The 23,662-nt window shown below is 35.4% G+C and carries 11 protein-coding genes and 3 pseudogenes; 4 read left to right on the forward strand and 10 right to left on the reverse strand.

Going from position 1 to position 23,662, the window contains the following annotated elements; genetic code table 11:
- Positions 1-5: 5 nt before the first annotated feature.
- From sufD to ACFIMM_RS07065, 4 genes and pseudogenes are all read right to left on the reverse strand, one after another.
- Positions 6-1,268, reverse strand: a complete 1,263-nt coding sequence (gene sufD, locus ACFIMM_RS07050; protein ID WP_375611953.1) for a Fe-S cluster assembly protein SufD — start codon at positions 1,266-1,268, stop codon at positions 6-8.
- A gap of 11 nt (positions 1,269-1,279) precedes the next feature.
- A pseudogene (sufC, locus tag ACFIMM_RS07055) lies at positions 1,280-2,034 on the reverse strand (Fe-S cluster assembly ATPase SufC).
- A gap of 159 nt (positions 2,035-2,193) precedes the next feature.
- A complete protein-coding gene (sufB, locus tag ACFIMM_RS07060; RefSeq protein WP_375692682.1) occupies positions 2,194-3,705 on the reverse strand; it encodes a Fe-S cluster assembly protein SufB in 1,512 nt (503 codons plus the stop codon).
- A 139-nt stretch (positions 3,706-3,844) separates the two neighbouring features.
- Entirely contained in the window at positions 3,845-5,020 is a 1,176-nt protein-coding gene (locus ACFIMM_RS07065) for a cysteine desulfurase family protein (RefSeq protein WP_375628096.1), read from the reverse strand.
- A 160-nt stretch (positions 5,021-5,180) separates the two neighbouring features.
- On the opposite strand from ACFIMM_RS07065, the gene ACFIMM_RS07070 reads away from it, so the two are divergent.
- The 3 genes and pseudogenes from ACFIMM_RS07070 (at position 5,181) to ACFIMM_RS07080 (ending at position 8,114) form a co-directional block, all read left to right on the forward strand.
- Positions 5,181-5,861 (forward strand): alpha/beta hydrolase, encoded by a 681-nt coding sequence (locus tag ACFIMM_RS07070; protein ID WP_375613441.1) that lies wholly within the window; start codon positions 5,181-5,183, stop codon positions 5,859-5,861.
- Positions 5,862-6,183: 322 nt separating this feature from the next.
- Positions 6,184-7,438: pseudogene (gene tyrS / locus ACFIMM_RS07075) on the forward strand (tyrosine--tRNA ligase).
- Positions 7,439-7,628: 190 nt separating this feature from the next.
- A complete protein-coding gene (locus tag ACFIMM_RS07080; RefSeq protein ID WP_375611894.1) occupies positions 7,629-8,114 on the forward strand; it encodes a peroxiredoxin in 486 nt (161 codons plus the stop codon).
- Between the two features lie 338 nt (positions 8,115-8,452).
- On the opposite strand, the gene prfB is transcribed toward ACFIMM_RS07080, so the two are convergent.
- The 3 genes from prfB to ACFIMM_RS07095 form a co-directional block, all read right to left on the reverse strand.
- Positions 8,453-9,581 (reverse strand): peptide chain release factor 2 gene (gene prfB, locus ACFIMM_RS07085; RefSeq protein WP_375611893.1). Its coding sequence is split into 2 segments (ribosomal slippage): positions 8,453-9,511 and positions 9,513-9,581, totalling 1,128 coding nucleotides; the frame shifts between segments, so codons are not numbered across the junction.
- A gap of 170 nt (positions 9,582-9,751) precedes the next feature.
- Positions 9,752-12,217, reverse strand: a complete 2,466-nt coding sequence (locus ACFIMM_RS07090) for a penicillin-binding protein 1A (protein WP_375628088.1) — start codon at positions 12,215-12,217, stop codon at positions 9,752-9,754.
- A 168-nt stretch (positions 12,218-12,385) separates the two neighbouring features.
- Positions 12,386-13,615: an N-acetylmuramoyl-L-alanine amidase gene (locus ACFIMM_RS07095; RefSeq protein WP_375682774.1), complete on the reverse strand. Its 1,230-nt coding sequence runs from the start codon at positions 13,613-13,615 to the stop codon at positions 12,386-12,388.
- 587 nt (positions 13,616-14,202) lie between these two features.
- Here ACFIMM_RS07095 and ACFIMM_RS07100 point away from each other — a divergent pair.
- A pseudogene (locus ACFIMM_RS07100) lies at positions 14,203-16,834 on the forward strand (ribonuclease E/G).
- Between the two features lie 88 nt (positions 16,835-16,922).
- On the opposite strand, the gene ACFIMM_RS07105 reads toward ACFIMM_RS07100, so the two are convergent.
- The 3 genes from ACFIMM_RS07105 to mfd all read right to left on the reverse strand — a co-directional run bounded on the left by ACFIMM_RS07105 (position 16,923) and on the right by mfd (position 23,661).
- The gene (locus tag ACFIMM_RS07105; protein ID WP_273791265.1) at positions 16,923-17,534 is read right to left on the reverse strand and encodes an invasion associated locus B family protein; all 612 of its coding nucleotides are present in this window, start codon (positions 17,532-17,534) and stop codon (positions 16,923-16,925) included.
- Between the two features lie 1,528 nt (positions 17,535-19,062).
- Entirely contained in the window at positions 19,063-19,521 is a 459-nt protein-coding gene (locus ACFIMM_RS07110; RefSeq protein ID WP_375682776.1) for a hypothetical protein, read from the reverse strand.
- A gap of 639 nt (positions 19,522-20,160) precedes the next feature.
- Positions 20,161-23,661, reverse strand: coding sequence for a transcription-repair coupling factor (gene mfd, locus ACFIMM_RS07115; RefSeq protein ID WP_375638392.1), 3,501 nt, complete (start codon positions 23,659-23,661; stop codon positions 20,161-20,163).
- Position 23,662 lies beyond the last annotated feature (1 nt).

The following is a 23,662-nucleotide window of genomic DNA, read 5'->3' on the forward strand; positions in this document are numbered from 1 at the left end:
CTACCTTAAACATTTTTTTCAAGCCATTTACTAATGATATTCTCCAAAACGATTTGAATATTATCTTGCTTGATGTCATCAATGAGCTCAGAGATAAATCCTTTAATCAAAAGTGCTCGCGCCGTTTTAAATGGGATACCACGTGTCATAAGATAAAAAAGATAATCATGATTAATATTAGCAACTGTTGCACCATGACCACATGCAACATCATCAGCAAAAATCTCCAGTTCAGGCTTTGCATTAAATTCTGCATCATCTGAAAGAATAAGGCTATTACAAGCCATGCGTGCATCTGTTTTTTGCGCTTTTTGAGAAACACGTATTATTCCTTGGAAAACACCAACAGCCTTATCTGTAACCACATTGCGTATAATTTCGGTTGATGTTGATTTTTCTTCCACGTGACGAACAGTCATTGTAAGATCACTATGTGTTTGTCCTGATAATAAATTTATGACGCGTAATTGAAAATCAGATTCTTCTCCCTGTAATTCAATATCGATTTCTTGGCGATTTAATTGACTCCCTATATTAATGACATAAAGTGATAACTTCGCTCTTTGATCAAGAACAGCACAAAATCGACCAAATTGTGTAGAATTAAAATCACGATTGCGAATGAGAATCCACGTAACATCACTATCAGCAGCAACATTTAATGAAAATATTGAACTGACAAAGGTATCTTTATCATTGCCAACCTGATGTTCAATAAACATAACTTGACTATTTTTATCAACTTTTATATCCGAAAAAATATGAGATTGTCCCCCCATTTGTATATTTTGTAATTCAATGGGGATATTTAACTTTGTATTTTCAGGGATGTGAAAAAGCCAACCATCTGTAACAAAAGCTGTATTTAACTGTCCAATAAAATCTTCATCAGAAATGTTTTGATTTATCTGTACAGAATTATCTTCTAATGCGTCTGAAAGGCGTTTTACTGCAATGTTGTCTACCTTTGACTCTATCGATGTTTTTCCATTGTTTATGGAGAAAACAGCACTTTCTGAAAGCAATGCATCAACCAATTGATTGTCTTGAACTTTTGAAAAATTGCTAATAGACTTCAGTAAGGTACGCAGATTGGTATAATGCCAACTTTCGATTTTACGGGAAGGAAGCCGTGTCGTTTGAAACTGCTCAATAGTTTTCTTGCGGATTTCCTGTACAGCTTTATCACCAGGTAAGTGGTTTACATACTGATTAAAATTACTGAGTATATTTTCTTCAACCGCTAACAAGTTTTGCTGTGCATTCATATTTAATAACCTCAAACCGCTTCCCTAATAAGATCAGCATACCCATTTTCCTCTAAATAAAGCGCTAAGGATTTATCACCGCTTTTGATAATTTGTCCTTTATAAAGAACATGTACCGTATCAGGAATAATATAATTAAGCAGCCGTTGATAATGGGTAATCACCAAAAATGAACGTTTTGAATCCCGAAGTTTATTAACACCATCTGCAACAATTTTTAGTGCATCAATATCTAAGCCAGAATCCGTTTCATCTAAAATGCAAAGTGTAGGTTCAAGAAGTGCCATTTGTAAAATTTCAGCGCGTTTTTTTCTCCACCTGAAAAACCTACATTTAATGGACGCTTTAGCATATCCATATCTATTTCAAGTTTGGCTGAAACTTCTTTAACACATTTTATAAATTCAGGAATTTTAAGTTCTTCGTCACCTCGCGCTTTGCGTTGAGAATTCATCGCAACTTTTAAAAATTCCATTGTTGCTACCCCTGGTATTTCCATTGGATATTGAAATGCAAGAAAAACACCATATGCAGCACGTTCTGCTGGATCCATTTCTAAAAGTGATTGTCCATTATAGAGAATATCTCCTTCTGTTATTTCATAATCATCACGACCAGCAAGCAAATAAGATAAAGTTGATTTTCCGGCTCCATTTTGTCCCATGATAGCGGCAACTTCTCCATCTTGAACTGTCAAGTTTAAACCACGAATAATTTCTGTATCGGTTTCAGCAATACGGGCGTGCAAATTTTTGATCTCTAACATAATTTAATCCTGTTTTGGCTGTTTTTCAGATATCAATGCGTATTATTTTACCTTAGCATCCATCTACTTTTGTAATTACCATAGAGGTCATTTTTAGCATTATGTGCTACCGTTACAGCCTTTTTACATAAAGTCTTCTATTTATCTAATTAAATAAAATTATCCAACACTACCTTCAAGGCTAATACTAATAAGCTTTTGTGCTTCGACAGCAAATTCCATGGGAAGTTTTTGAATGACCTCTTTTACAAAACCATTTACAATTAATGCGATAGCTTCTTCTTCGGGAATTCCTCTTTGCATAACATAAAAAAGTTGGTCATCAGAAATTTTTGATGTTGTGGCTTCATGTTCAAACTGAGCTGTTGCATTTTTTGCTTCAATATAAGGAACTGTATGCGCACCACAATCATTCCCGATTAACAAACTATCACATTGCGTAAAGTTACGCGCATTTTGTGCTTTTCGATGCGCTGTGACTTGTCCTCGATACGTGTTATTTGAAAAACCTGCAGAAATACCTTTGGAAATAATGCGACTGGAAGTATTTTTTCCCAAATGAATCATTTTTGTACCGGAATCAATTTGTTGATAACCGTTTGCAACGGCAATAGAATAAAATTCTCCACGCGCATTATTACCACGGAGTAAGCAGGATGGATATTTCCAAGTAATCGCAGAACCAGTCTCAACTTGTGTCCATGAAATTTTAGAGCTATCACCTCGACAATCTCCACGCTTCGTCACAAAATTATAAATACCGCCCTTTCCATCTTTATCGCCAGGATACCAGTTTTGTACTGTAGAATATTTAATCTCTGCATTTTCAAGGGCAATAAGCTCAACAACAGCAGCATGAAGTTGGTTTTCATCACGTTGGGGTGCTGTACACCCTTCAAGATAAGAAACATAGGAATCTTCAGCGGCGATAATCAATGTTCGTTCAAATTGGCCAGTGTTGCGTTCATTAATCCTAAAATAAGTTGAAAGCTCCATAGGACAACGAACCCCTTTAGGAATATAAACAAATGAACCATCTGTAAAGACAGCAGCATTTAAGGCCGCATAATAATTATCACTTATAGGTACAACTGTTCCTAAATATTCTTTAATAAGCTCAGAATGTTCAATAATCGCCTCTGAAATAGAACAAAAAATCACACCAGCACGTGCCAGCTCTTTTTTGAATGTTGTTACAACAGAAACAGAATCAAAGACTGCATCAACAGCCACCTGCCCCGATACAGACATACTGTCATCAAAAGTGGAGGGATCAGACTGTTTTCTTACTCCTGCCAAAATCTCTTGTTCTTTAAGGGGAATGCCAAGTTTTTCGTACGTTGCTAATAACTCAGGATCCACTTCATCCAAAGATTTTGGTCCTGTATGATTTTTTGGAGCAGCATAATAATAAAGCTCCTGAAAATCAATTTTAGGATATTCAAGACGCGCCCAATGAGGCTCTTGCATTGTCAGCCAACGGCGGTAAGCTTTTAAGCGCCATGTTAGCATCCATTCAGGCTCATTTTTTGTAGCGGAAATAAATTTGATAATATCCTCATTTAAGCCTTTTGGAGCTTTATCGGTTTCAATATTGGTTTCAAAACCATATTTATATTGGTCAACATCTATTTCACGTACTTGGCGTATCGTTTCTTGTACTGCCGGCATAAATTTTCTCCATTTTTTGGCGTCAAAAACCGGTAACTAAAGTCTTGTTTTTTACAAGATTAAAGTAAGCAAGTTATCTCCTAGGCTATAGGTAAAGCGCAAAAATTTCAATCAAACTTATTTTATTTTTAAAATAATTCTAATTTTTATAACTTTCTGATGATAAATCTTCCCCTTTTTTCCTGCTTATAATTTGAGAAAAAAACGACAGAAAATCATCAATATCTTCAGAAGTTGTGCCACGCCCTAGCGAAATGCGAATGGCACCATTTGGAACATGATACCCCATTGCCTCCAACACTTTGCTTTGTTTTACTTTTCCCGAAGAACAGGCAGAGCCGGATGATAAAGAAAACCCTTCTAAATCAAAAGCAATTTGCATCGTTTCAGCTTTTATATTTTTCACGGTAAAGTAAGTTGTATTTGGCAAACGTTGAACTCTTTTGCCAAAAATCTCAACATTTTTACTTATTTTTTGTAGTCCAGCTTCTAATTTATTGCGTAAATATATTAACTGTTTTATTTCCTCCTGTGTGAAGCAATCAGTCATTGCTGCCCCAAAAGCAGCAATAAGGGGCAATGCTTCTGTTCCTCCACGGAGACCTTTTTCTTGTCCTCCTCCAATAATAAGAGGGTGTGGCATGAGAAGATTACCACATGAAACAAAAGCACCAATTCCTTTAGGACCGCCAATTTTATGGGCAGACAGTATAAAAAAGTCTCCTCCTAACTGATGAATATCCACAAAATTTTTATCTACATATTGTGTCAAATCAACTATAAGAGTGCCTCCTAAATCCCGAACAATAGCGGCGATTTCTGTTAACGGTTGAATAACACCCGTTTCACTATTTGCAGCTTGAATAGCAACAAGAGGTAAACCTTTTGTTTTATCGTGAACCGTTAAGAGTGATGTTAATTTATCTTGTTGTATGAGCCCATCTTGATCAACATCAATGACGCTTATCAATTCTTTAGAAAAACGTCCTCCCTCTGCAACAGAGGGATGTTCAGTCGCTCCAAGGTAAAGATGAGAAAATTTAACTTTTGCTTTCCCCATATTGTAAAAAGGTGTTAACAAAGTCATTGCGGCTTCACTCGCACCAGAGGTAAATACCACGTGATCTGGATCTGTTTTAAGATTTTCAGCGATTTGCCGACGGGACTTTTGCAACAAAGTTTTAGCGGCACGCCCTTCCTTATGAACCGATGATGGATTACCAAATATCTCTAAAGATTCCAGTAACGCTATCCGTGCCACTTTTTTGAGCGGTGTTGTTGCGTTATGATCAAAATATCGGCGTTTTATAACCATTTTACATCGCAATCATTAATCTTATGAATTGATTGAAAAAATAGCGCATTTTTCTTGAAAAGTGCACTAAAAAAAGAATATCTAATAATTATTTAAGAGATTCTATGGTAAAAGTCGACCAGGGTCAAAGAGAGCCTTTTATTGCATTAAGGAGCATTTTATGCCAGAAATTATTTTTAACGGTCCCGCGGGTCGGCTCGAAGGGCGTTATCAACCTTCACAACAAAAAAATGCACCCATTGCGATCATTTTGCATCCTCATCCCCAATTTGGTGGAACTATGAATCATAAAATTGTCTATGACCTCTTTTATATGTTCCAACAACGTGGCTTTACAACTTTACGTTTTAACTTTCGTGGTATTGGTCGTAGTCAGGGTGAATTTGATTATGGAATAGGAGAACTTTCAGATGCTGCTGCTGCTCTCGATTGGGTGCAGACACAACATCCAGACTCTAAAAATTGTTGGGTAGCAGGATACTCATTTGGAGCATGGATTGGTATGCAGCTTTTAATGCGCCGACCGGAAATTGAGGGATTTATCTCAGTTGCCCCTCAGCCTAATGTTTATGACTTTTCATTTCTTGCACCTTGTCCCTCTTCTGGACTTATCATTCATGGCGGTATCGATAAAGTTGCCCCTCCAAAAGATGTTCAAATACTTGTCGATAAATTAAAAACACAAAAAGGTATCATCATTACACAAGAAATATTGGAAGAGGCTAATCACTTTTTCAGTGGATGTCATGAAAAACTTATTGAACGATGTGCCCACTATTTGGATAACCATATCTCCAATGAACTTCTCGCTCCTCCTCCTGAAATACTTTCACTAACTTAGGAAAATACGATAGATTTATAAAAAATTAGCAAAAATCGTCTCTGATCATAACAAAGTAATTTTTTTAGTCTGCATTTAAAATTTTTCTAAATTTTATTTCAGGATAGAAATGAGAATAACAGAACACCTTTTTTCTATTACTAAGAAGTTTCTTTTTTAGCGTAAAAAGGAAATAATACCTGTATTATTATCTTTATACTACCAATATGTCTCTTTCTCTTGTGAGGTGTGCGTCAGTTATGATAGATAACGCATTAATAATTCGTTATATAATCGCCTATTATATACAATAAATGCACTCTTAAATTAGGAAATTAAATCTGTGTTTGCCTTTAAATCTGATTTTTTACACATTATGAGCGAACGTGGTTTTATCCACCAAATTTCAGATGAAAAAGGCTTAGATGATCTTTTTTCAAAAGAAACTGTAAGCGCTTATACTGGATTTGACCCAACAGCATCGAGTTTACATGCTGGAAGTCTTCTTCAGATTATGATGCTTTATTGGTTACAAAAAACGGGTCATCGCCCCATTGCTTTAATGGGTGGAGGAACCGGATTGATTGGTGATCCTTCTTTCAAAGACGAAGCGCGACGCCTTCTGACACAAGATGATATTGCTGCAAATATTGATGGTATTAAAAAGGTATTTGCTAACTATTTGACATTCGGTGACCGAGAAACCGATGCTTGTATTGTGAATAATGCTGAATGGTTATGCAATTTAAACTACTTAGAATTTTTGCGTGATGTAGGAAAGCATTTTTCTGTCAACCGTATGTTGTCATTTGATTCTGTCAGACTCAGACTTGAGCGTGAGCACTCTTTGTCATTCTTAGAGTTTAATTATATGATTCTGCAAGCTTATGACTTTGTTGAACTTTATAAACGTTATGGGTTGCGTATGCAAATGGGGGGCTCTGATCAGTGGGGCAACATTATTAACGGAATCGAATTAGGACATCGTTTAGGAACACCGCAATTATATGCGTTAACATCACCATTGCTGACAACCTCTTCCGGTGCCAAAATGGGTAAATCATTGAATGGGGCTGTATGGCTAAATGCGGATAAACTTTCACCTTATCAATTTTGGCAATACTGGCGCAATACAGAAGATGCTGATGTAACACGATTTCTAAAGCTCTATACTCCATTGCCGATGGATGAGATTCTTAAACTTTCTCTATTACAAGGAACTGAAATTAACGAAGCAAAAAAAAATTCTTGCAACAGAAATTACAGCAATGTTGCATGGACGTGTTCTTGCTGATGCAGCAGCAGAAACGGCTCGCAAGACGTTTGAAGAAAAAACTCTGGGAGAAAATCTTCCAACTGTTGAAATTAATGCCTCAGAATTAAAAAAAGGTGTTGGATTGCTCACTCTTTTAGTACAAGCAGGACTCGCTAGATCGAATAGTGAGGCACGCCGACACGTTCAAGGTGGAGGTGTCCGTGTAAATGATCAAATTATTGAGGATGAAACACATCTTATTATTGAAAGGGATGTCAGTGCAGAAGGAACCATTAAACTTTCTTTTGGTAAGAAAAAACATGTTGTGATGAAACCAGTATAATCTTTTGCTGTTTTGTTTATGTTGTTCACGTCGAGCTTGTTCTTTCAATTCAATCGTTGTAATAGGGCGAATTTTGTTAGGGAAATAAAAGTCTCTTCAAAACGATAAAATTCTAGAGAGTTGAATAGTTCTTTTCTTCTGTGTACTCTGATATTTTATACCTGTTACACAAAAAAGAAAGATGAAAACAATGACAAGACCAATGAAAGGTGCTCTTGCTCCTGATTTTACTTTGCCGCGCGATGGAGGAGAGACAGTGTGTCTTTCTGACTTTAAAGGAAAGCCTGTTGTTTTATATTTTTATCCAAAAGATGACACCAGTGGTTGCACAAGTGAAGCACTTGATTTCACAAAATTAAAGATGAAATTTGATGAAATCGGTGTTGCTGTTATTGGAATCTCTCCAGATAATGTAAAAAAACATGATAAATTTAAAATAAAACATGAACTTGATGTCATCTTGGTTTCTGATGAAGAAAAAACGACCCTCGAAGCTTATGGTGTTTGGGTTGAGAAAAGCATGTATGGACGCAAATATATGGGAGTTGAACGGAGCACTTTTTTAATTGATGCAAATGGAATAATAGTAGAAGAATGGCGCAAAGTAAGCGTATCTGGGCATGCTGAAAATGTTTTAGCTACTGCAACACTTTTATATCATAATGGTAACTTGTAAATTGAGTGTTTGATTTACCTTCAAAAGCAAAAGTTATTCTCCCTAATTGATTTTAGTTTTTCAACGGATTCAATTTTTACAATATATTGATTTATAAGGATAATGAATTGTTTTACATTTATATTAGTCCCCCGAATATCGCAAAATTTTCTGATTTCAGATTCTTCCTATCACTTGCAATATCATAAGCAGAATTAGCGTGTGAGAAAAAGTTGAAGAAAGGAACAAGAAAATCCCCCTTTAAACCTTTAAAGTATCAAAGGCTATATAACATCACAGCATCCATAAAACGAACAGCTTAAGAAAAAATCTACATGGCTTGAAGGAAGGATATGTAATTAACGAATATCCTCAGTTTTTTTGTCTTGTCCATAAATGCGCCGTGCGAGTGCTGCCTCTATAAATGCATCTAAATTACCATTAAGTACGGATTGTGGATCCGTATTTTCAATTCCTGTACGCAAATCTTTGACAAGCTGATAGGGTTGAAGAACATAAGATCTAATTTGATGTCCCCATCCGATTTCTGTTTTAGAAGATTCAGCAGCATTGGTTTCTTCTTCTCTTTTTTTAAGCTCTTCTTCATAAAGCCGTGCACGCAACATCGACCAAGCCGTAGCGCGATTTTTATGTTGAGAACGCTCTGTTTGACATTGAACAACAATACCCGTTTTTATATGTGTGATGCGAACAGCAGAATCTGTTGTGTTAACATGTTGTCCTCCTGCTCCAGATGCACGATATGTATCAATACGCACATCTGCCTCTGAAACATCAACTTCAATATTGTCATCAATAACTGGATAGACCCAAATGCTCGCAAAAGAAGTATGGCGCTTTGCATTCGAATCAAATGGAGAAATCCGTACTAAGCGATGAACGCCTGATTCTGTTTTTAACATTCCATAAGCATTATGCCCTTTTACAAGAATAGTCGCTGACTTTATTCCTGCTTCTTCTCCATCATGAATTTCTAAAATTTCAACCTTCATTTCATGCTGTTCAGCCCATCGCATATACATACGTAAGAGCATAGAAGCCCAATCTTGGCTTTCTGTTCCCCCTGCTCCAGCATGAACTTCTAAATAGGTATCATTCGGATCTGCCTCTCCTGAAAGAAGTACGTCAATTTGCCTTTTATCTATCTCATTTTTAAGATTACGTATTGATCTTTCTGCATCAGCGATAATTTCCACATCACTTTCTTCTTCGCCCATCGCAATAAGCTCAATGCATTCTTCAAGTGTTTTTGTAAATGATAAAAGACCATTGATTGAATCATCAAGACGTTGACGCTCACGCATCATATCCTGTGCTCGTTGTGCATCATCCCATAATGATGGATCTTCCGCTTTTTGATTAAGATATTCAAGACGCTTTAGTGATTGATCCCAGTCAAAGATGCCCCCTTAGCAATTGTATTGCTTTCTGGATTTCATCAACTAATGTTTCTATTTCTGCTCGCATAATTTAACACCGTATTTTTAAAAACTCTTTTTGGTTGTGTCTCTTAGCATTTTATACAAATTTAATAGCTGCTATCAGAAAATGGTACAGTTCTATCACTCTATTTATAGAACCGACATTGTAAAAAAGAGATAAAAACCATGACTCATGGCAAAAGGAGATTTTGTCGATTAATACAGCCCACCTGTCCCACTTTCAAGTGCTTTGTTGACTTGTGGAGAAGTCGTTACTGCAGGAACACCTTCTTGAAAAGAATTTGTACTCCCAATAACTTGATATATATCAGCAGGCCCAGTCCCTGGTTTAAATGCTTCTATAATGACATCTTGATCTCCTCTTTCGGCAAGCATTCCTGTTTTCCGATTAATTGGCATTAAAATCATACCTTTTGGCATCTTAAAGGGAACATCTGGCTTCCCTTTAAGAGCATCTGCCATAAAATCACCAAAAATAGGTGCAGCTAATGAACTTCCTGTTCCATTATATCCTAACGGAGCTGGTTGATCATAACCGACAAAAATACCAACGACAATGTCAGGAGTAAATCCCATAAACCAGACATCCTTAGAGTCATTGGTTGTTCCTGTTTTAGCGGCAATATGTCGATTAAGATAACGTAAACGTGCCGCAGTACCACGCTGAACAACCCCTTCCATCATCGATGTAATTTGATAAGCCGTCATAGGGTCAAGAACTTGATCTCGCTCATCAATCAATGTGGGTTCACTTTGATTATTCCATGAATTCGTATTACAATTTTCGCAAATACGATCATCATGACGATAAATTGTCTTCCCATAACGATCTTGAATTCTGTCTATCAGAGAAGGTTTAATAGAGCGTCCGCCATTGGCAATAACGGAATAAGCTGTAACCATTCGTAATACTGTTGTTTCGCCAGCCCCTAAAGCCATGGGAAGATAAGGCTGCAATTTATCTACGATCCCAAAGCGTTCTGCATATTCAGCGACAAGAGGCATTCCCATATCATTGGCAAGCCGTATTGTCATAAGATTACGAGAACGCTCAATACCATAACGCAACGTTGAAGGTCCTGCAAAGGTACCCCCATAATTTTTGGGTTGCCAAACTTCACCATTATATTGACGAACTTCAATGGGGCCATCTAAAACAACGGATGCTGGTGTATATCCGTTATCAAGAGCTGCTGCATAAACAAAAGGCTTAAAAGCAGACCCCGGTTGGCGATAAGCTTGGGTTGCACGATTGAATTCAGATGCTGCAAAAGAAAATCCTCCCACCATAGCAAGAACGCGCCCTGTATGAGGTTCCATAGCAACAATTGCACCTTCAACCTTTGGAATTTGTTGTAAACGATAAGTGTTGTTTGTATTAGATAGTTTTTCAACAAAAATGACATCCCCAACTTGCAGAACATGAGATAAGCTCTGAACAGTTTTTCGATAACCATTTTCTTTTACAACATGGAGTGCCCATTTTGAATCAGCTTCAGATAAAACAGCAATTTCCCGTTTTTTTGATAATATACCTGAAGCTTCGCGCTGTGGCTGTAAACCAATCTCTACTTTATTGAGATTAGTAGAAAGAACAACAGCTAAACGCCATTCAGGAACATCACTTAGCCCTGTGATATCTGCAAGTTCTGTCCCCCAATCACCTTTCTCATCAATATGCGCATAAGCTCCACGCCATCCTTGCGCATGATCAAATCTAATTAATCCATCGTGCAAAGCACGTCGCGCAATAAGTTGTAAATGCGGATCAAGCGTTGTACGAATGGAAAGCCCACCTTCATAAAGTGTTTTAGCCCCATAGCGATGTATTAAACGACGCCGTACTTCTTCAGTAAAATAATCAGCCGCAAAAACATAGCTATCACTCCCACGTATTGTCGCTCCTAAAGGTTTAGCTTTCGCTTTTTCACCTTGTTCACGCGTTACATATCCATTTGCAATCATCCGGTCTATAACCCAATTACGCCGATCAATAGCACGTTGTGTATTCTTAAATGGATCATAATTTGCTGGTCCTTTTGGAAGAGCAGCCAAATAAGCACATTGTTCTAGCGTCAGGTCATTGACGGATTTATTGAAATAGGTCAATGAAGCAGCAGCTATGCCATAAGTGCCACGACCCAGATAAATTTCATTGAGATAAAGTTCGAGAATATGATCTTTTGAATAAGTTTTTTCAATACGCATTGCTAAAATAGCTTCCTTAAATTTACGTTCTAACGTTGTTTCTGAACTTAAAAGGAAGTTTTTAGCGACTTGTTGCGTTATAGTTGATGCACCCTCTGGACGTCTTCCAGAACCAATATTACGAATATTATTGATCAAAGCTCGAGAAAGTCCTTCAGGATCTAAACCAAAATGATGATAAAAGTTTTTGTCTTCAGCCGAAATGAAAGCATTTATAACAAGCTTTGGTATTGATTGAATCGGTAAATAGAGGCGATGTTTTGTTGCAAACTCTGCCATAAGACGGCCATCAGAAGCATGGACACGGGTCATTACCGGCGGCTCATAAAGTGAAAGAACTTCATAATCAGGGAGTGCATTTGCTTGACCACTGGTCATAACACCCCACGTTATTGCACCATAAAGTCCAATAGCAATAAAAAAACGAAGAAGATATCTTAAAAAAATCATCATAAAAACGGCTATCGCTTTCTTAAGAATTAATTAAAGAAAAAATACATTACTTCAAACACACCAAGTGGATATCACCACAAGATTGAGATCAAGAGAAATTGTTTTCTATCTTTTATTTATACTAGGGTACACTAGAAGCCCATATTGATACTCTATTTTCTCATAAATTTAAAGAGGCTGTATCATTTTCTGCCTATAATCAGCAAATTGACGAATAGAATGAGCAATAGAGGCTGCCATTTGTTTTCTCCAATGAGGATCATTTAATAACTTTTCATCCTCTTTATTGGATAAATAACCTATCTCTATCAAGACTGAGGGTATATCTGAAGCTCTTAAAACTTGAAAATTAGCATACCGATGTGGGTTATTAATCAAGTTAATATGATTCTTTGATAAACTTGAAATAACACTATTTGCAAAATTAACCGAAAATGTATGTGTTTCACGTCGTGTAAGATCCATCAAAATATCTGTAACTTCGAGCGTTTCATCTGCAGGCAAACCATCAAGCAAATCAACGTTATTTTCATTTTCAGCTAAAGATTTTGCAATGGCATCAGAGGCTTTATCTGATATGGTATACACTGTGGCACCGCGAAGAGAATGTAGATCAATCGTATCTGCGTGAATAGATATAAAAAGATCAGCATCAAACTCTTGCGCTTTTTTAACTCTTTCACTTAGTCTTAAAAAAATATTGGAATCTCGTGTTAAAGCAACGGTAATATGAGAATCCTTTTGTAATTCGTCTCGCAATGCACGCGCAAAGTCTAAAGTCACATCTTTTTCTAAAATTCCAGTAACACCCCGTGCACCGCCATCAATACCACCATGACCAGGATCAAGAACAACACGGAAATTATATGCTGGCATTAACTGTGTTTTTGTATCAAAATTGCTTCTTTGCTGTTTTTTTAATATCTCATCAAATTTTTCTTGTGTACTTTTACGAATATCAATCAGCAACTGCCATAAACCATTATTTAATTTTTTTACGACATTTTTTTCAACCACAAAAGCCGTTTTACTTGTCAAAATAATGCGTGAAGTCTGTATGTCAGAGAAAGCATAACGCACATCTGAAAGCATAACGGATAATGTATTCCGTTTCTTTAAAGGCGTATTTTGCATCGAAAAGTCAATTGTAGGTAAATTGATAACCAAACGTGCGGGCCTGTCAAAAATCTGTAAACGAACATTTGGTTTTGAATTAAAAACCGCAATAATACGCGTATGAATACTATCACCAATGGTTCGAAAATTAATAAGTCTCAGAGGATCTGCGGCTTGAACACTAGTTTGGAGTAGCAAAAAAGATAATAAAAAGTATGTGACGAGCACAATAACATCCCCATAAGCTGTTTTCAGCTTTTTGGTAAAAAAAACTCTTATCATAAGCAAAATACTCTACATTACCTTTGTAATAATTTATCTTGGTTACATAAAACGATACACCAATTTATTATCTATTTTTCAATAAAAGCTAAATAAACACCTCAAAACGAAATTAAGGTCATAAAGATATTATAATTATACATGATTTACATTGTTACTTGCCAAACGCATGATATCAACATAAAAGAATATTTATGCTTCCTAGCTGATAATAGTCATCTAAATTATCTGTAACTCATATTAAGTTGTCTTTAGAAGTTTTTTGTCTATTATGCGTTGAGACTTTTTTATGGATGAAAAATTTCTATGTTGTAACATTAGGATTGCATTACTTAAGATTCGTTGGTTCGGATATCCGAACTGTTTTAAAGATTATTTTACCGGAGACTTTTAAGAAAATATGAGTCATAAAAAACAGATGGAAATAATGATGAGAAATGGTGTAAATGCAGTCATGCCTTTGCACGTGGTGTTTCGTCCTGTTTTTCTGGTACCTCCCTTTTATGGCAGACAGCCTTTTATGTTTACGAATAGTTATGGCATTCGTTTGAATAAAATTGTGCATGTCGCCTTCAGGATATTAACTTATGTCAAACAAAATGCTTATAGATGCCTCCCATCCGGAGGAAACACGTGTTGTTGTTGTTCACGGCAACAAAATTGAAGAACTTGATTTTGAATCAGAACATAGAAAACAGCTCAAGGGGAATATTTATCTCGCACGTATTACGCGTGTAGAACCGTCTCTCCAAGCGGCTTTTGTTGAATATGGTGGAAACCGACATGGTTTTTTAACATTTTCTGAAATTCATCCTGATTATTATCAAATTCCTATTGCTGATCGCCTTGCTCTTCTTGAAGAAGAAGAAAAAGAAGCTGTAGGAGAAAATTCTGTAGATACCTTTACGGAAGAAGCAACTAAAAATAAAAAACGCTCCAGAAGAACAAAAAAAAAGTGAAAAAAACAATGTTATAGCAGCCTATATTGAAAATGATATCACATCTGAAGCGATAATAATTGATAATACAGAAGAAGCATTAAATGCCAATATCTCTTATGATGAGATTGAAATGGTCGGTGCTGAGGACATCCGTGAAGAGCTCCCGATTTATCAAAGAAAACAAGGGCGCCAGTATAAAATTCAAGAAGTCATTAAACGACGTCAAATTTTGTTGGTACAAGTTATCAAAGAAGAGCGTGGTAATAAAGGTGCTGCCCTTACAACATATCTATCTCTAGCTGGTCGTTACTCTGTTCTAATGCCCAACACAGCACGTGGTGGTGGTATTTCACGAAAAATTACGAACGTACAAGACCGTAAGCGTCTTAAAGAAATCGTAAAAGAATTAGCCGTTCCAAAAGGTATGGGCGTTATCTTACGAACCGCTGGTGCCAATAGAACAAAAGCTGAAATTAAACGTGATTATGAATATCTTATGCGGTTATGGGATACTATTCGCACTTTGACACTCGAGTCAACGGCGCCATGCCTTGTCCATGAAGAAAGCAATCTCATCAAGCGTTCTATACGAGATCTTTATAATAAGAACATTAGTGAAATTCTTGTCTCTGGAGACCAAGGCTATCGTGAAGCGAAAGACTTTATGCGTATGCTCATGCCAAGTCATGCAAAAGTTGTGCAACCTTACCGTGATCCTACGCCCATTTTTGCAAGAAATAATATTGAAATTCAACTTGATAAAATGTTGCAACCACAGGTTTCTTTAAAATCTGGTGGTTATCTTGTTATTAATCAAACAGAAGCACTTGTTGCTATTGACGTAAATTCTGGCCGCTCTACGAAAGAATTCTCTGTCGAAAAGACAGCCTTACAAACTAACCTTGAAGCTGCTGAAGAAGTAGCGCGTCAATTACGCTTGCGTGACCTTGCTGGTTTAATTGTGATTGATTTTATTGATATGCTTGAAGAACGCAATGTGAAGCTGGTCGAAAAAAAATTAAAAGATTGTTTAAAAAACGATCGTGCTCGTATTCAAGTAGGTCATATTTCACACTTCGGCCTTTTAGAAATGAGTCGTCAACGTATTCGCATATCGGTTTTAGAAAGTACGACACAGCCCTGCCCACATTGCGCAGGAACAGGAAATATACGTTCTGAATCATCAATTGCGTTACATGTCATGCGCTCAATTGAAGAATATCTTCTTCATAATTCGCAACATAATATTATCGTGCGCACCCCCGTAGCAACAGCGCTTTATGTATTAAATCATAAACGCAATATTCTTGTTAATTTAGAAGCTCGCTTTAAACTTAATATTAGTATTGAAGCAGATGATAGTATTGGAACACAACATCTTGTTATTTCTAAAGGCTCAATAGCAGAGAGAATTTCTCAATCTTCATTGGAAGATGACAATAAGCAAGAAATTGAAGATTCTGTTTTCATAAAGAGTGAATCTATTGAAAATCTTTCTCCCATTGAAACAAATCAAAAGCGTCGGCGCAAAAATCGTCACGGTGAAATTACTGATCATTCTCTCTCCAACGTTCATAAAAAAGAAGATACCTTGAATGATGATTCTTATCGTCGAGGACGTCGTCGAGGACGTCGTGGTGGTCGACGCAATCAAGATAATAGTTTTCATCAGATTCGCGTTCCTTATGCAGAACCAGTGGGAGATTTTGCTAAGCAAGCTTTAGCAGAAATTAAAGCAGCGCATCGCAAACGTCGTGTTTCACCTGCTAAATCTTTTGAACTTGAAGAAACAAAAAATAATACACAAGCTCTAGATATACAACAACAGAGTAAATCTGAAAAAAATGATACAAGTATTAAACCTAAAAAACGTAAAACACGTTCTTCAAAAGTAGTAGAAAATCAACTTTCTTTAGAGAATGATCAAAATATTGCAGAACAAAAATCTCTTGAAGAAAAACCTACAACCAGTCCGGTGCGTAAAACTAAAACAAAAAAAGCAGACAAAGCTATTCATGAGGTAGAAGATAAAGCTCTTGAAAAGAGTAAAAAATCAACACGTGGAACACGTAAAAAATCATCTTCTAAAGAGACAACGCAAATACAAAAAATATTAGAGCAAAAAACTGTAATCGAGATGGAGAAAGTTATCGAAACCTCTCCTTCCCAAATTGAAGAAACAATTAATCAACCCGTTGTTATTTCATCAACGCCTAATGATTCTTCCAAAACTGAACGTATTGGTTGGTGGAAACGCAGAATTCTTTCGAAAAATTAAGGATTAAAAAAACCGCCACAGAAAACTGTGGCGGTTCAAATAAACAATTATAGAAAACGTTTTGACCAACTTTTATGGTGTGGTTTTATTACTTTTGTTTCGCTTTTTCTTGCTCAGCCCGCATACGCTCTTCAATTTCTTTTTGCTTTGATTGAATAGCTTGCTGCAGCTTTATTTGTTCTTGTTGGAAATCTTTTTCCTCCATACCAGGACCGGTATAGGCTGCTGTAAACCCATTAAGAGAAAATTCAATAGGATTAGCTGAACCACGAAAATTAACTGTGGTTACAACCATTTTTGTTCCACTTTTCATAGCTGCTATAAGCTTATCATCTAAGACATCATTAGCAATACAACTTGGTCCATTACAAATAATATAAGGAATTTTTTTAGAGAACTCGTCACCAATTTTAATGTGAACACCTTCTGGCAAAAAACGACCTGTAGGTACTTGAATACCTATACGTTTCTCATTTTGCTTCCCTTTTATTTCAACAAGATTAAAAGCCGTTAAAGGTTGTCCCGTATTCGATAATACAGTATTCATTGTATTACAAATATCAACATCATGCTGCTTACTGCAAACTTTGTACCAACCTTGTGATAAAGTTTGCGCATTTGCAGAAATACCAGCTATAAGAAAAAGGGCAGCGGCTCCAACTAATACTGAAACAGCAGAATAAACATTTTTATGCGACATGATTAAGTTAATCCTTTCAACGCGCTCTTAAGTAACTTCAAAAAAATATTAAATATAATTCCAACTTAATTTATTAAATTATAATGAAATAACAATTAATTTTACTATTTTTACTTCAATATAAAAAAAAAAGTCAAATTTAGAGAAAAAATACGACGAGCCATTCTAATTTTTATACACTCATATCATTTCCCCTCTTCAACACATTGGTATTTGATGCAATCTATCCATAAAACACCTCTGTGCATTTAAACTAAGATTACACAAACGAATCAATATTGCAATATTAATTAAAATAAACTCTGATACTACTCTAAAAAACTTACTAATTAAAATTTTTACATTTATTACTCTTCATGTTAAGCTTATAGAACCTTTGCAACAGGTGTTGCAATGCATGAAGCTCTAAAATATCAGATAAATTTTACTGTTTTCCTTGTGTGATACACAAAAACAAAATCATCTACGATATTATTGAAACATTTAATGAATTAAAACCACTGATTGTCTAAAATTTCTGCATAATTGTAAGAGAGCTTTTTGCTAATGAACAATTTTCTGCCCTTGTTTACAAAATAATAGTGATACGCTTTTGTAATAAAAATTTTATATTCCATAGCGTTTAACTAAACAGTTTAGTTTAAAAATACGCTACTAAAGAAGTGCTTTTTTCTTAATTAAACAACACATTTTCTTAGAGAGAAAATCTATAACTGCTGAAAATATTTTATTTATAAAAAACTTTCTTAAAATATAATAACATATTAATTTATAATAATAATTTATCTTTTTTCTATTTCTATATTGTATGAAAGATCCTAATAGCGCAAACCTCTCTTATGTTGAATCAATAAAATTTATCCACTTGTACATCACAAGCGGAGTTAGTTTTATAGATAAACTACTGAACAAAGGAAACCCTCCCTATGAATCATCTCACGTGCCTAAAGCCATAATAAATTTATGCTCATATATTAAACATCTATTATTGCACTTCTGTACAAATATCATCTCTCAGTTTTATAACGTGAATAAAAAATATAGCTTTTATCAATTTCTTTTAAGTTATTTCTTAAATAAAAGAATCTACTAAAATGATAAATTCTTTTCATCTTTCACAATATCAAAGATATAAATCGTTAATGATTTAAGTTTTAAGAAAAAAATGAATTAAAATATCATTTTGTTTCTCTATATAACACAACTTAGAGCTATAAAATATCTCTCTTATCATATTAATGAAACAAGATTTATGATATGAGATGTATCGTCATTAAAATAATTAAACAGATAAAAATAAAAAACTACAAGCACAAAAAATTATGCATAAAAAGAAAACATAAAAAAGATATATGATTTTATTATTTAATATATATATTAAATCTTATATGATAAGAACAATAGATAATATCTTATGTGCATAAAATTACTTTATTATAAATAATAATTAAAAACAAAAAATTAAAATATATTTTAACTATTATTTAGTATATAATCTTAATTTCTCTGTATTTATATGAGTAAATTTTTAATTGAATAATTCTTCAACATGAAAACGTATACGATCTATAATATTCTTTTTCTTGTTTGGAAGCATTATATTATGTACTTCTTTAATGGTATTACAAAGCTTAGGTGCACTTTTTACAAACCAATTATCTTCTGTAAGACTATTTTTTATATCGTCAAATATTTGTTTTTCATAACTATAAGAGCCATCTGTTAATAATTCTTTAATATCCCTGATTAAACTAGGACTTATTGAATTATTTGCGCCTTTAGCCCAACTAAAATCTTTATCGTTCCAATCAAAATCTTTGCGCAAAATAGCACCTATATCACTTTGCAATATATCCGCTAACGTATTGCAAGCAATAATAAATATGAGATAATTTTTCATTATCTCATCATCACCTCCACTTTTCTCATTCATTCCCCATTCATTAAACGTTTGAGTTTTTTTTAAATAATCTTTTGCTTTAATCAACTTTTCTTCATACTCCCCTACTTCATACTCTCTCGCTATATGTATTCTAGAGATAATTTTTTGTTTTTTTCAGCTAGATCCTGTAATTTCGAACCAAGATTATAATATTCATCCTTCAGAGTTTTCAGTTTTTTATATAACTTATTCCGTTCCTGTAAACGCTCATAGTATTCTGCTTTAGAAATATTTTTTCCCAAATATCCAAATGAGATATACTTTCTTCAATAAATTGTATGCTCTCTTTAATATTCTTTCTTTTGTTTTTTAAATGTTGGTATTGTTCATCAGAAGATAACTCAGCATAAGCGTTTTTTACGCCATATATTAAAGTGAGTAACAAAAAAACGATAGTTAGACACTTTTGTAATGAAGAAAGCATGCTATCTTTATCTAAATTCTTTCTAAAAAATTTACAGGAGCTTATTAGCTTATTATATTGAAAGTGCTATTTATTGCAGTTAAACCGTCTAATCTATTTCCTTCATTATATCAATACGTATATAATAAAAACCAAATAAATATATAAGGGCTCTTTATTATAAACTTAAATTTTATTCTTATACAAAATCAATAACTGTTTGTTTTTATAGAATGATTTTATAAAAATGAGTAATAATTCTAAAATAATAAAGATATTTTTTAAACAGAATGTTGTTCTGCCATTTCGACAAGCTGTGTTATAATATTCGCTGCTCCAACAAGCCTTTCATCCGCTGTGGACCAATCACGAATAAGAGCAATACTTTGATCTGGTCGGATTTTTGCCATTGAACCTTGTTTTCCCACCCACTGAACAAGAGCAACACTATTTGCGAAATAGTTATTACGAAACTGTATGACAATCCCCTTTGGTCCTGTATCTAATTTTTCTACATGTGCTTTTCGACACAATGTTTTGATATAAAAGACTTTAAGAAGGTGTTGAACCTCAAGGGGTAAAGGACCAAAGCGATCAATTAACTCCGCTGCAAATTCATCAATTTGTTCTAAATCATCAAGTTCTGTTAAACGACGATAAAGTCCCATACGTAACGATAAGTCAGGCACGAAACTTTCTGGTATCATCACTGTTGTACCAAGGGAAATTTGAGGTGACCATTGCTTATCTTCATTTAGCTCTCCATCTTTTAATTCAGCAACAGCTTCTTCAAGCATTTTTTGATAGAGTTCAAATCCAACTTCTTTGATATGCCCCGATTGCTCTTCACCTAAAAAATTGCCTGAACCGCGGATATCCATGTCATGGCTTGCCAATTGAAAACCGGCCCCTAAGGTGTCAAGAGATTGTAACACTTTAAGACGGCGATCAGCAGCAATTGTTAAAACTTTACCAGCAGGAAATGTAAAGAGAGCATACGCACGTTGTTTTGAACGTCCTACCCTACCACGTAACTGATAAAGGGCAGAAAGACCAAACATCTCAGCACGATGCACAATTAGGGTATTGGCTGTTGGAATATCAAGACCTGATTCAATAATGGTTGTTGAGAGCAGCACATCATATTGTCCATCATAAAATGCATTCATGATATCATCAAGTTGTCCAGCCGGCATTTGTCCATGAGCCACAACGAATTTCAGTTCTGGCACATGTGTTTTGAGATATTCTTCTACAAAAGCCAGATCAGAAATACGAGGACAAACATAGAAACTTTGTCCACCACGATAATATTCTCGAAGCAGGGTCTCTCGTATAACAAGTGCATCAAAGGGTGAAATAAAAGTACGAACCGCCATTCTATCAATGGGGGGGGTTGTTATCAATGAAAGTTCACGTACACCCGATAAAGCTAACCCTAAAGTGCGTGGTATGGGAGTTGCTGAAAGTGTGAGAACATGAATATCACTTTTAAGCTCTTTTAAACGCTCTTTGTGTTTGACACCAAAATGCTGTTCCTCATCAATGATAAGAAGACCTAACCGTAAAAAATTAACTGCATCACTTAATAATGCATGGGTTCCAATGACAATATCGATTGTACCATCTGAAACACCTTTTTTTACTCGTGCAAGTTCTTTCGCTTTTACAAGCCTCGAAGCATGTCCAATTTTAACCGGTAATCCTTGAAAACGCGAAATAAATGTTTTGTAATGTTGACGTGAAAGCAAAGTTGTCGGTACAACAACAGCAACCTGATATCCATTTAATGCTGCAACAAAAGCACTTCGAATGGCTACTTCAGTTTTTCCAAAACCAACATCACCGCATATCAAGCGATCCATCGGCTTGCCTGAGGCTAGATCGTCCAAAACAGCATCAATTGCATTCATTTGATCTTCCGTTTCTTCATAGGGAAAGCAAGCAACAAACTCATCAAATGGTCCAATTGGTGGAAGTAAAGCAGGCGCAGCACGAGTCATACGCTCTGCAGCTATACGGATTAATTGCCCTGCCATTTCCAATAAATGTTTTTTAAGCCGAGCTTTACGTGCCTGCCAAGCAACACCTCCTAATTTATCTAAAGTTACCTCTGTTCCTTCTGAGCCATAACGTGAGAGAAGCTCAATATTTTCAACAGGTAAAAAGAGTAAATCACCTCCAGCATATCTAATTTCAAGGCAGTCTCGTAAAATTCCAGTGGTTCTGATGGTTTTAAGACCAACAAATTGGCCAATACCGTGGTCGATATGCACAATAATATCACCAGAATTTAAAGCAGAAATTTCAGAAATAAAATTTGTATTATTCTTACGCCGCTTTGGCGATCTTATAAAACGATCGCCAAGGATATCTTGCTCTGCTATAATAGCCAAATCTTCAGCCACAAAACCATGTTCTATCATGATAACAGCTGCTAATATGCGATCCCGAGGTGTTGCTTTGACAGTTTGCAAAGATTTTGCAACATCTATTTTTTTCAATCCATGCTCATCGAGAACTTGTAACAAACGATTGAGAGATCCTTCACTCCAACACGCTAAAAGCACTTTTTTACCAGCAGCGCGTAAAGATGCGATATGATCAATAACACTTGAAAAAACATTTTTTTCCTGCGCATTACGCTCTTTTACAAAATCATATCCCTGTTTAACATGTGCGTGAATAATAGTTTGTTCCAAACTTTGTGGAACATTAAAAGGAGAAAAATCAATACGCTGTGAAGATTGTTGCGCACCTTCCAAAACACGCTCTGGCGTTAAATAAAAAAGACTAGGATCTATTGGATGATAAGAAGTAGAATTTTTTTCATCACTTTCGCGCTCTTTGCGCGCATTATAATAGTCTTCAATAAGACGATAGCGCTCAATGAAGACTTCTTCTATGAGATGCTCAAAAACTATCGGTAAGTTGCCACAATGATCAAAAAAGCTATCAAGGTTTTCATAAAAAAATGGAAGCCAATGTTCCATACCGGCAAAACGCCGACCTTGAGAAATTGCTTCATAAAGCATGTTATTTTTTTGTGATACACCAAATGTACGGGTATAATTGCTTTTAAAACGACTGATGCGTTCTGGTGTAAGAACAACCTCACTCATTGCCTGTAATAAAAGTTCAGTTTTTTGGCCTGTTGTCCTTTGACTTTCTGGATCAAATACGCGGATACTTTCTAGGGTATCTCCAAAAAAATCAAGGCGTAAAGGTTCAACATCCATCGGAGAAAAGATATCAAGTATTCCTCCTCTTACAGCAAACTCACCAACATCACGGACAACCGTAACGCGTTCAAAACCATTGGTTTCTAGAAATTGAATAAGATTTCCCATGTTATTGCGCTGGCCAACACGTGCGTGAATAAGCTGAGCTTCTATCATTTCACGAGGAGGCAACTTTTGCATAATTGCATTTGCTGTTGTTAATATAATTGCAGAATATGGATCTTTCCGTAAATTTGCTATGTGTGCCAATGTTGATAGTCGACGTGCCATAACAGCAATTCCTGGTGATACGCGATCATAAGGCAAACAATCCCATGCAGGAAATTGAAGTACGGGTAAATTGGGTTCAATAAAATTTAAAACTTGTTGTAAATGCGCAATTTTTGTTCCGTCACGGACAACATAGATGAGCGGTTTACCTTGTGCAATTTCTGAACTTAATTTAGCAAGCGCAAAGGCTTCAAATCCATCAGTAACGCCATCTAAAATCATACGAACAGAATTATTTTTGGGAATAACAATTTTTTTAAATATAGGCATC

The sequence above is a fragment of the Bartonella sp. AP258QHHD genome (assembly GCF_042196145.1).
Lineage (GTDB): Bacteria > Pseudomonadota > Alphaproteobacteria > Rhizobiales > Rhizobiaceae > Bartonella.

What these genes read in the sequence shown, in the direction of transcription:
- sufD (WP_375611953.1), bottom strand. Translation starts at nt 1,268, where the DNA reads ATGAATGCACAGCAAAACTTGTTAGCGGTTGAAGAAAATATACTCAGT.
- sufB (WP_375692682.1), bottom strand. Translation starts at nt 3,705, where the DNA reads ATGCCGGCAGTACAAGAAACGATACGCCAAGTACGTGAAATAGATGTT.
- ACFIMM_RS07065 (WP_375628096.1), bottom strand. Translation starts at nt 5,020, where the DNA reads ATGGTTATAAAACGCCGATATTTTGATCATAACGCAACAACACCGCTC.
- ACFIMM_RS07070 (WP_375613441.1), top strand. Translation starts at nt 5,181, where the DNA reads ATGCCAGAAATTATTTTTAACGGTCCCGCGGGTCGGCTCGAAGGGCGT.
- ACFIMM_RS07080 (WP_375611894.1), top strand. Translation starts at nt 7,629, where the DNA reads ATGACAAGACCAATGAAAGGTGCTCTTGCTCCTGATTTTACTTTGCCG.
- ACFIMM_RS07090 (WP_375628088.1), bottom strand. Translation starts at nt 12,217, where the DNA reads ATGATGATTTTTTTAAGATATCTTCTTCGTTTTTTTATTGCTATTGGA.
- ACFIMM_RS07095 (WP_375682774.1), bottom strand. Translation starts at nt 13,615, where the DNA reads ATGATAAGAGTTTTTTTTACCAAAAAGCTGAAAACAGCTTATGGGGAT.
- ACFIMM_RS07105 (WP_273791265.1), bottom strand. Translation starts at nt 17,534, where the DNA reads ATGTCGCATAAAAATGTTTATTCTGCTGTTTCAGTATTAGTTGGAGCC.
- mfd (WP_375638392.1), bottom strand. Translation starts at nt 23,661, where the DNA reads ATGCCTATATTTAAAAAAATTGTTATTCCCAAAAATAATTCTGTTCGT.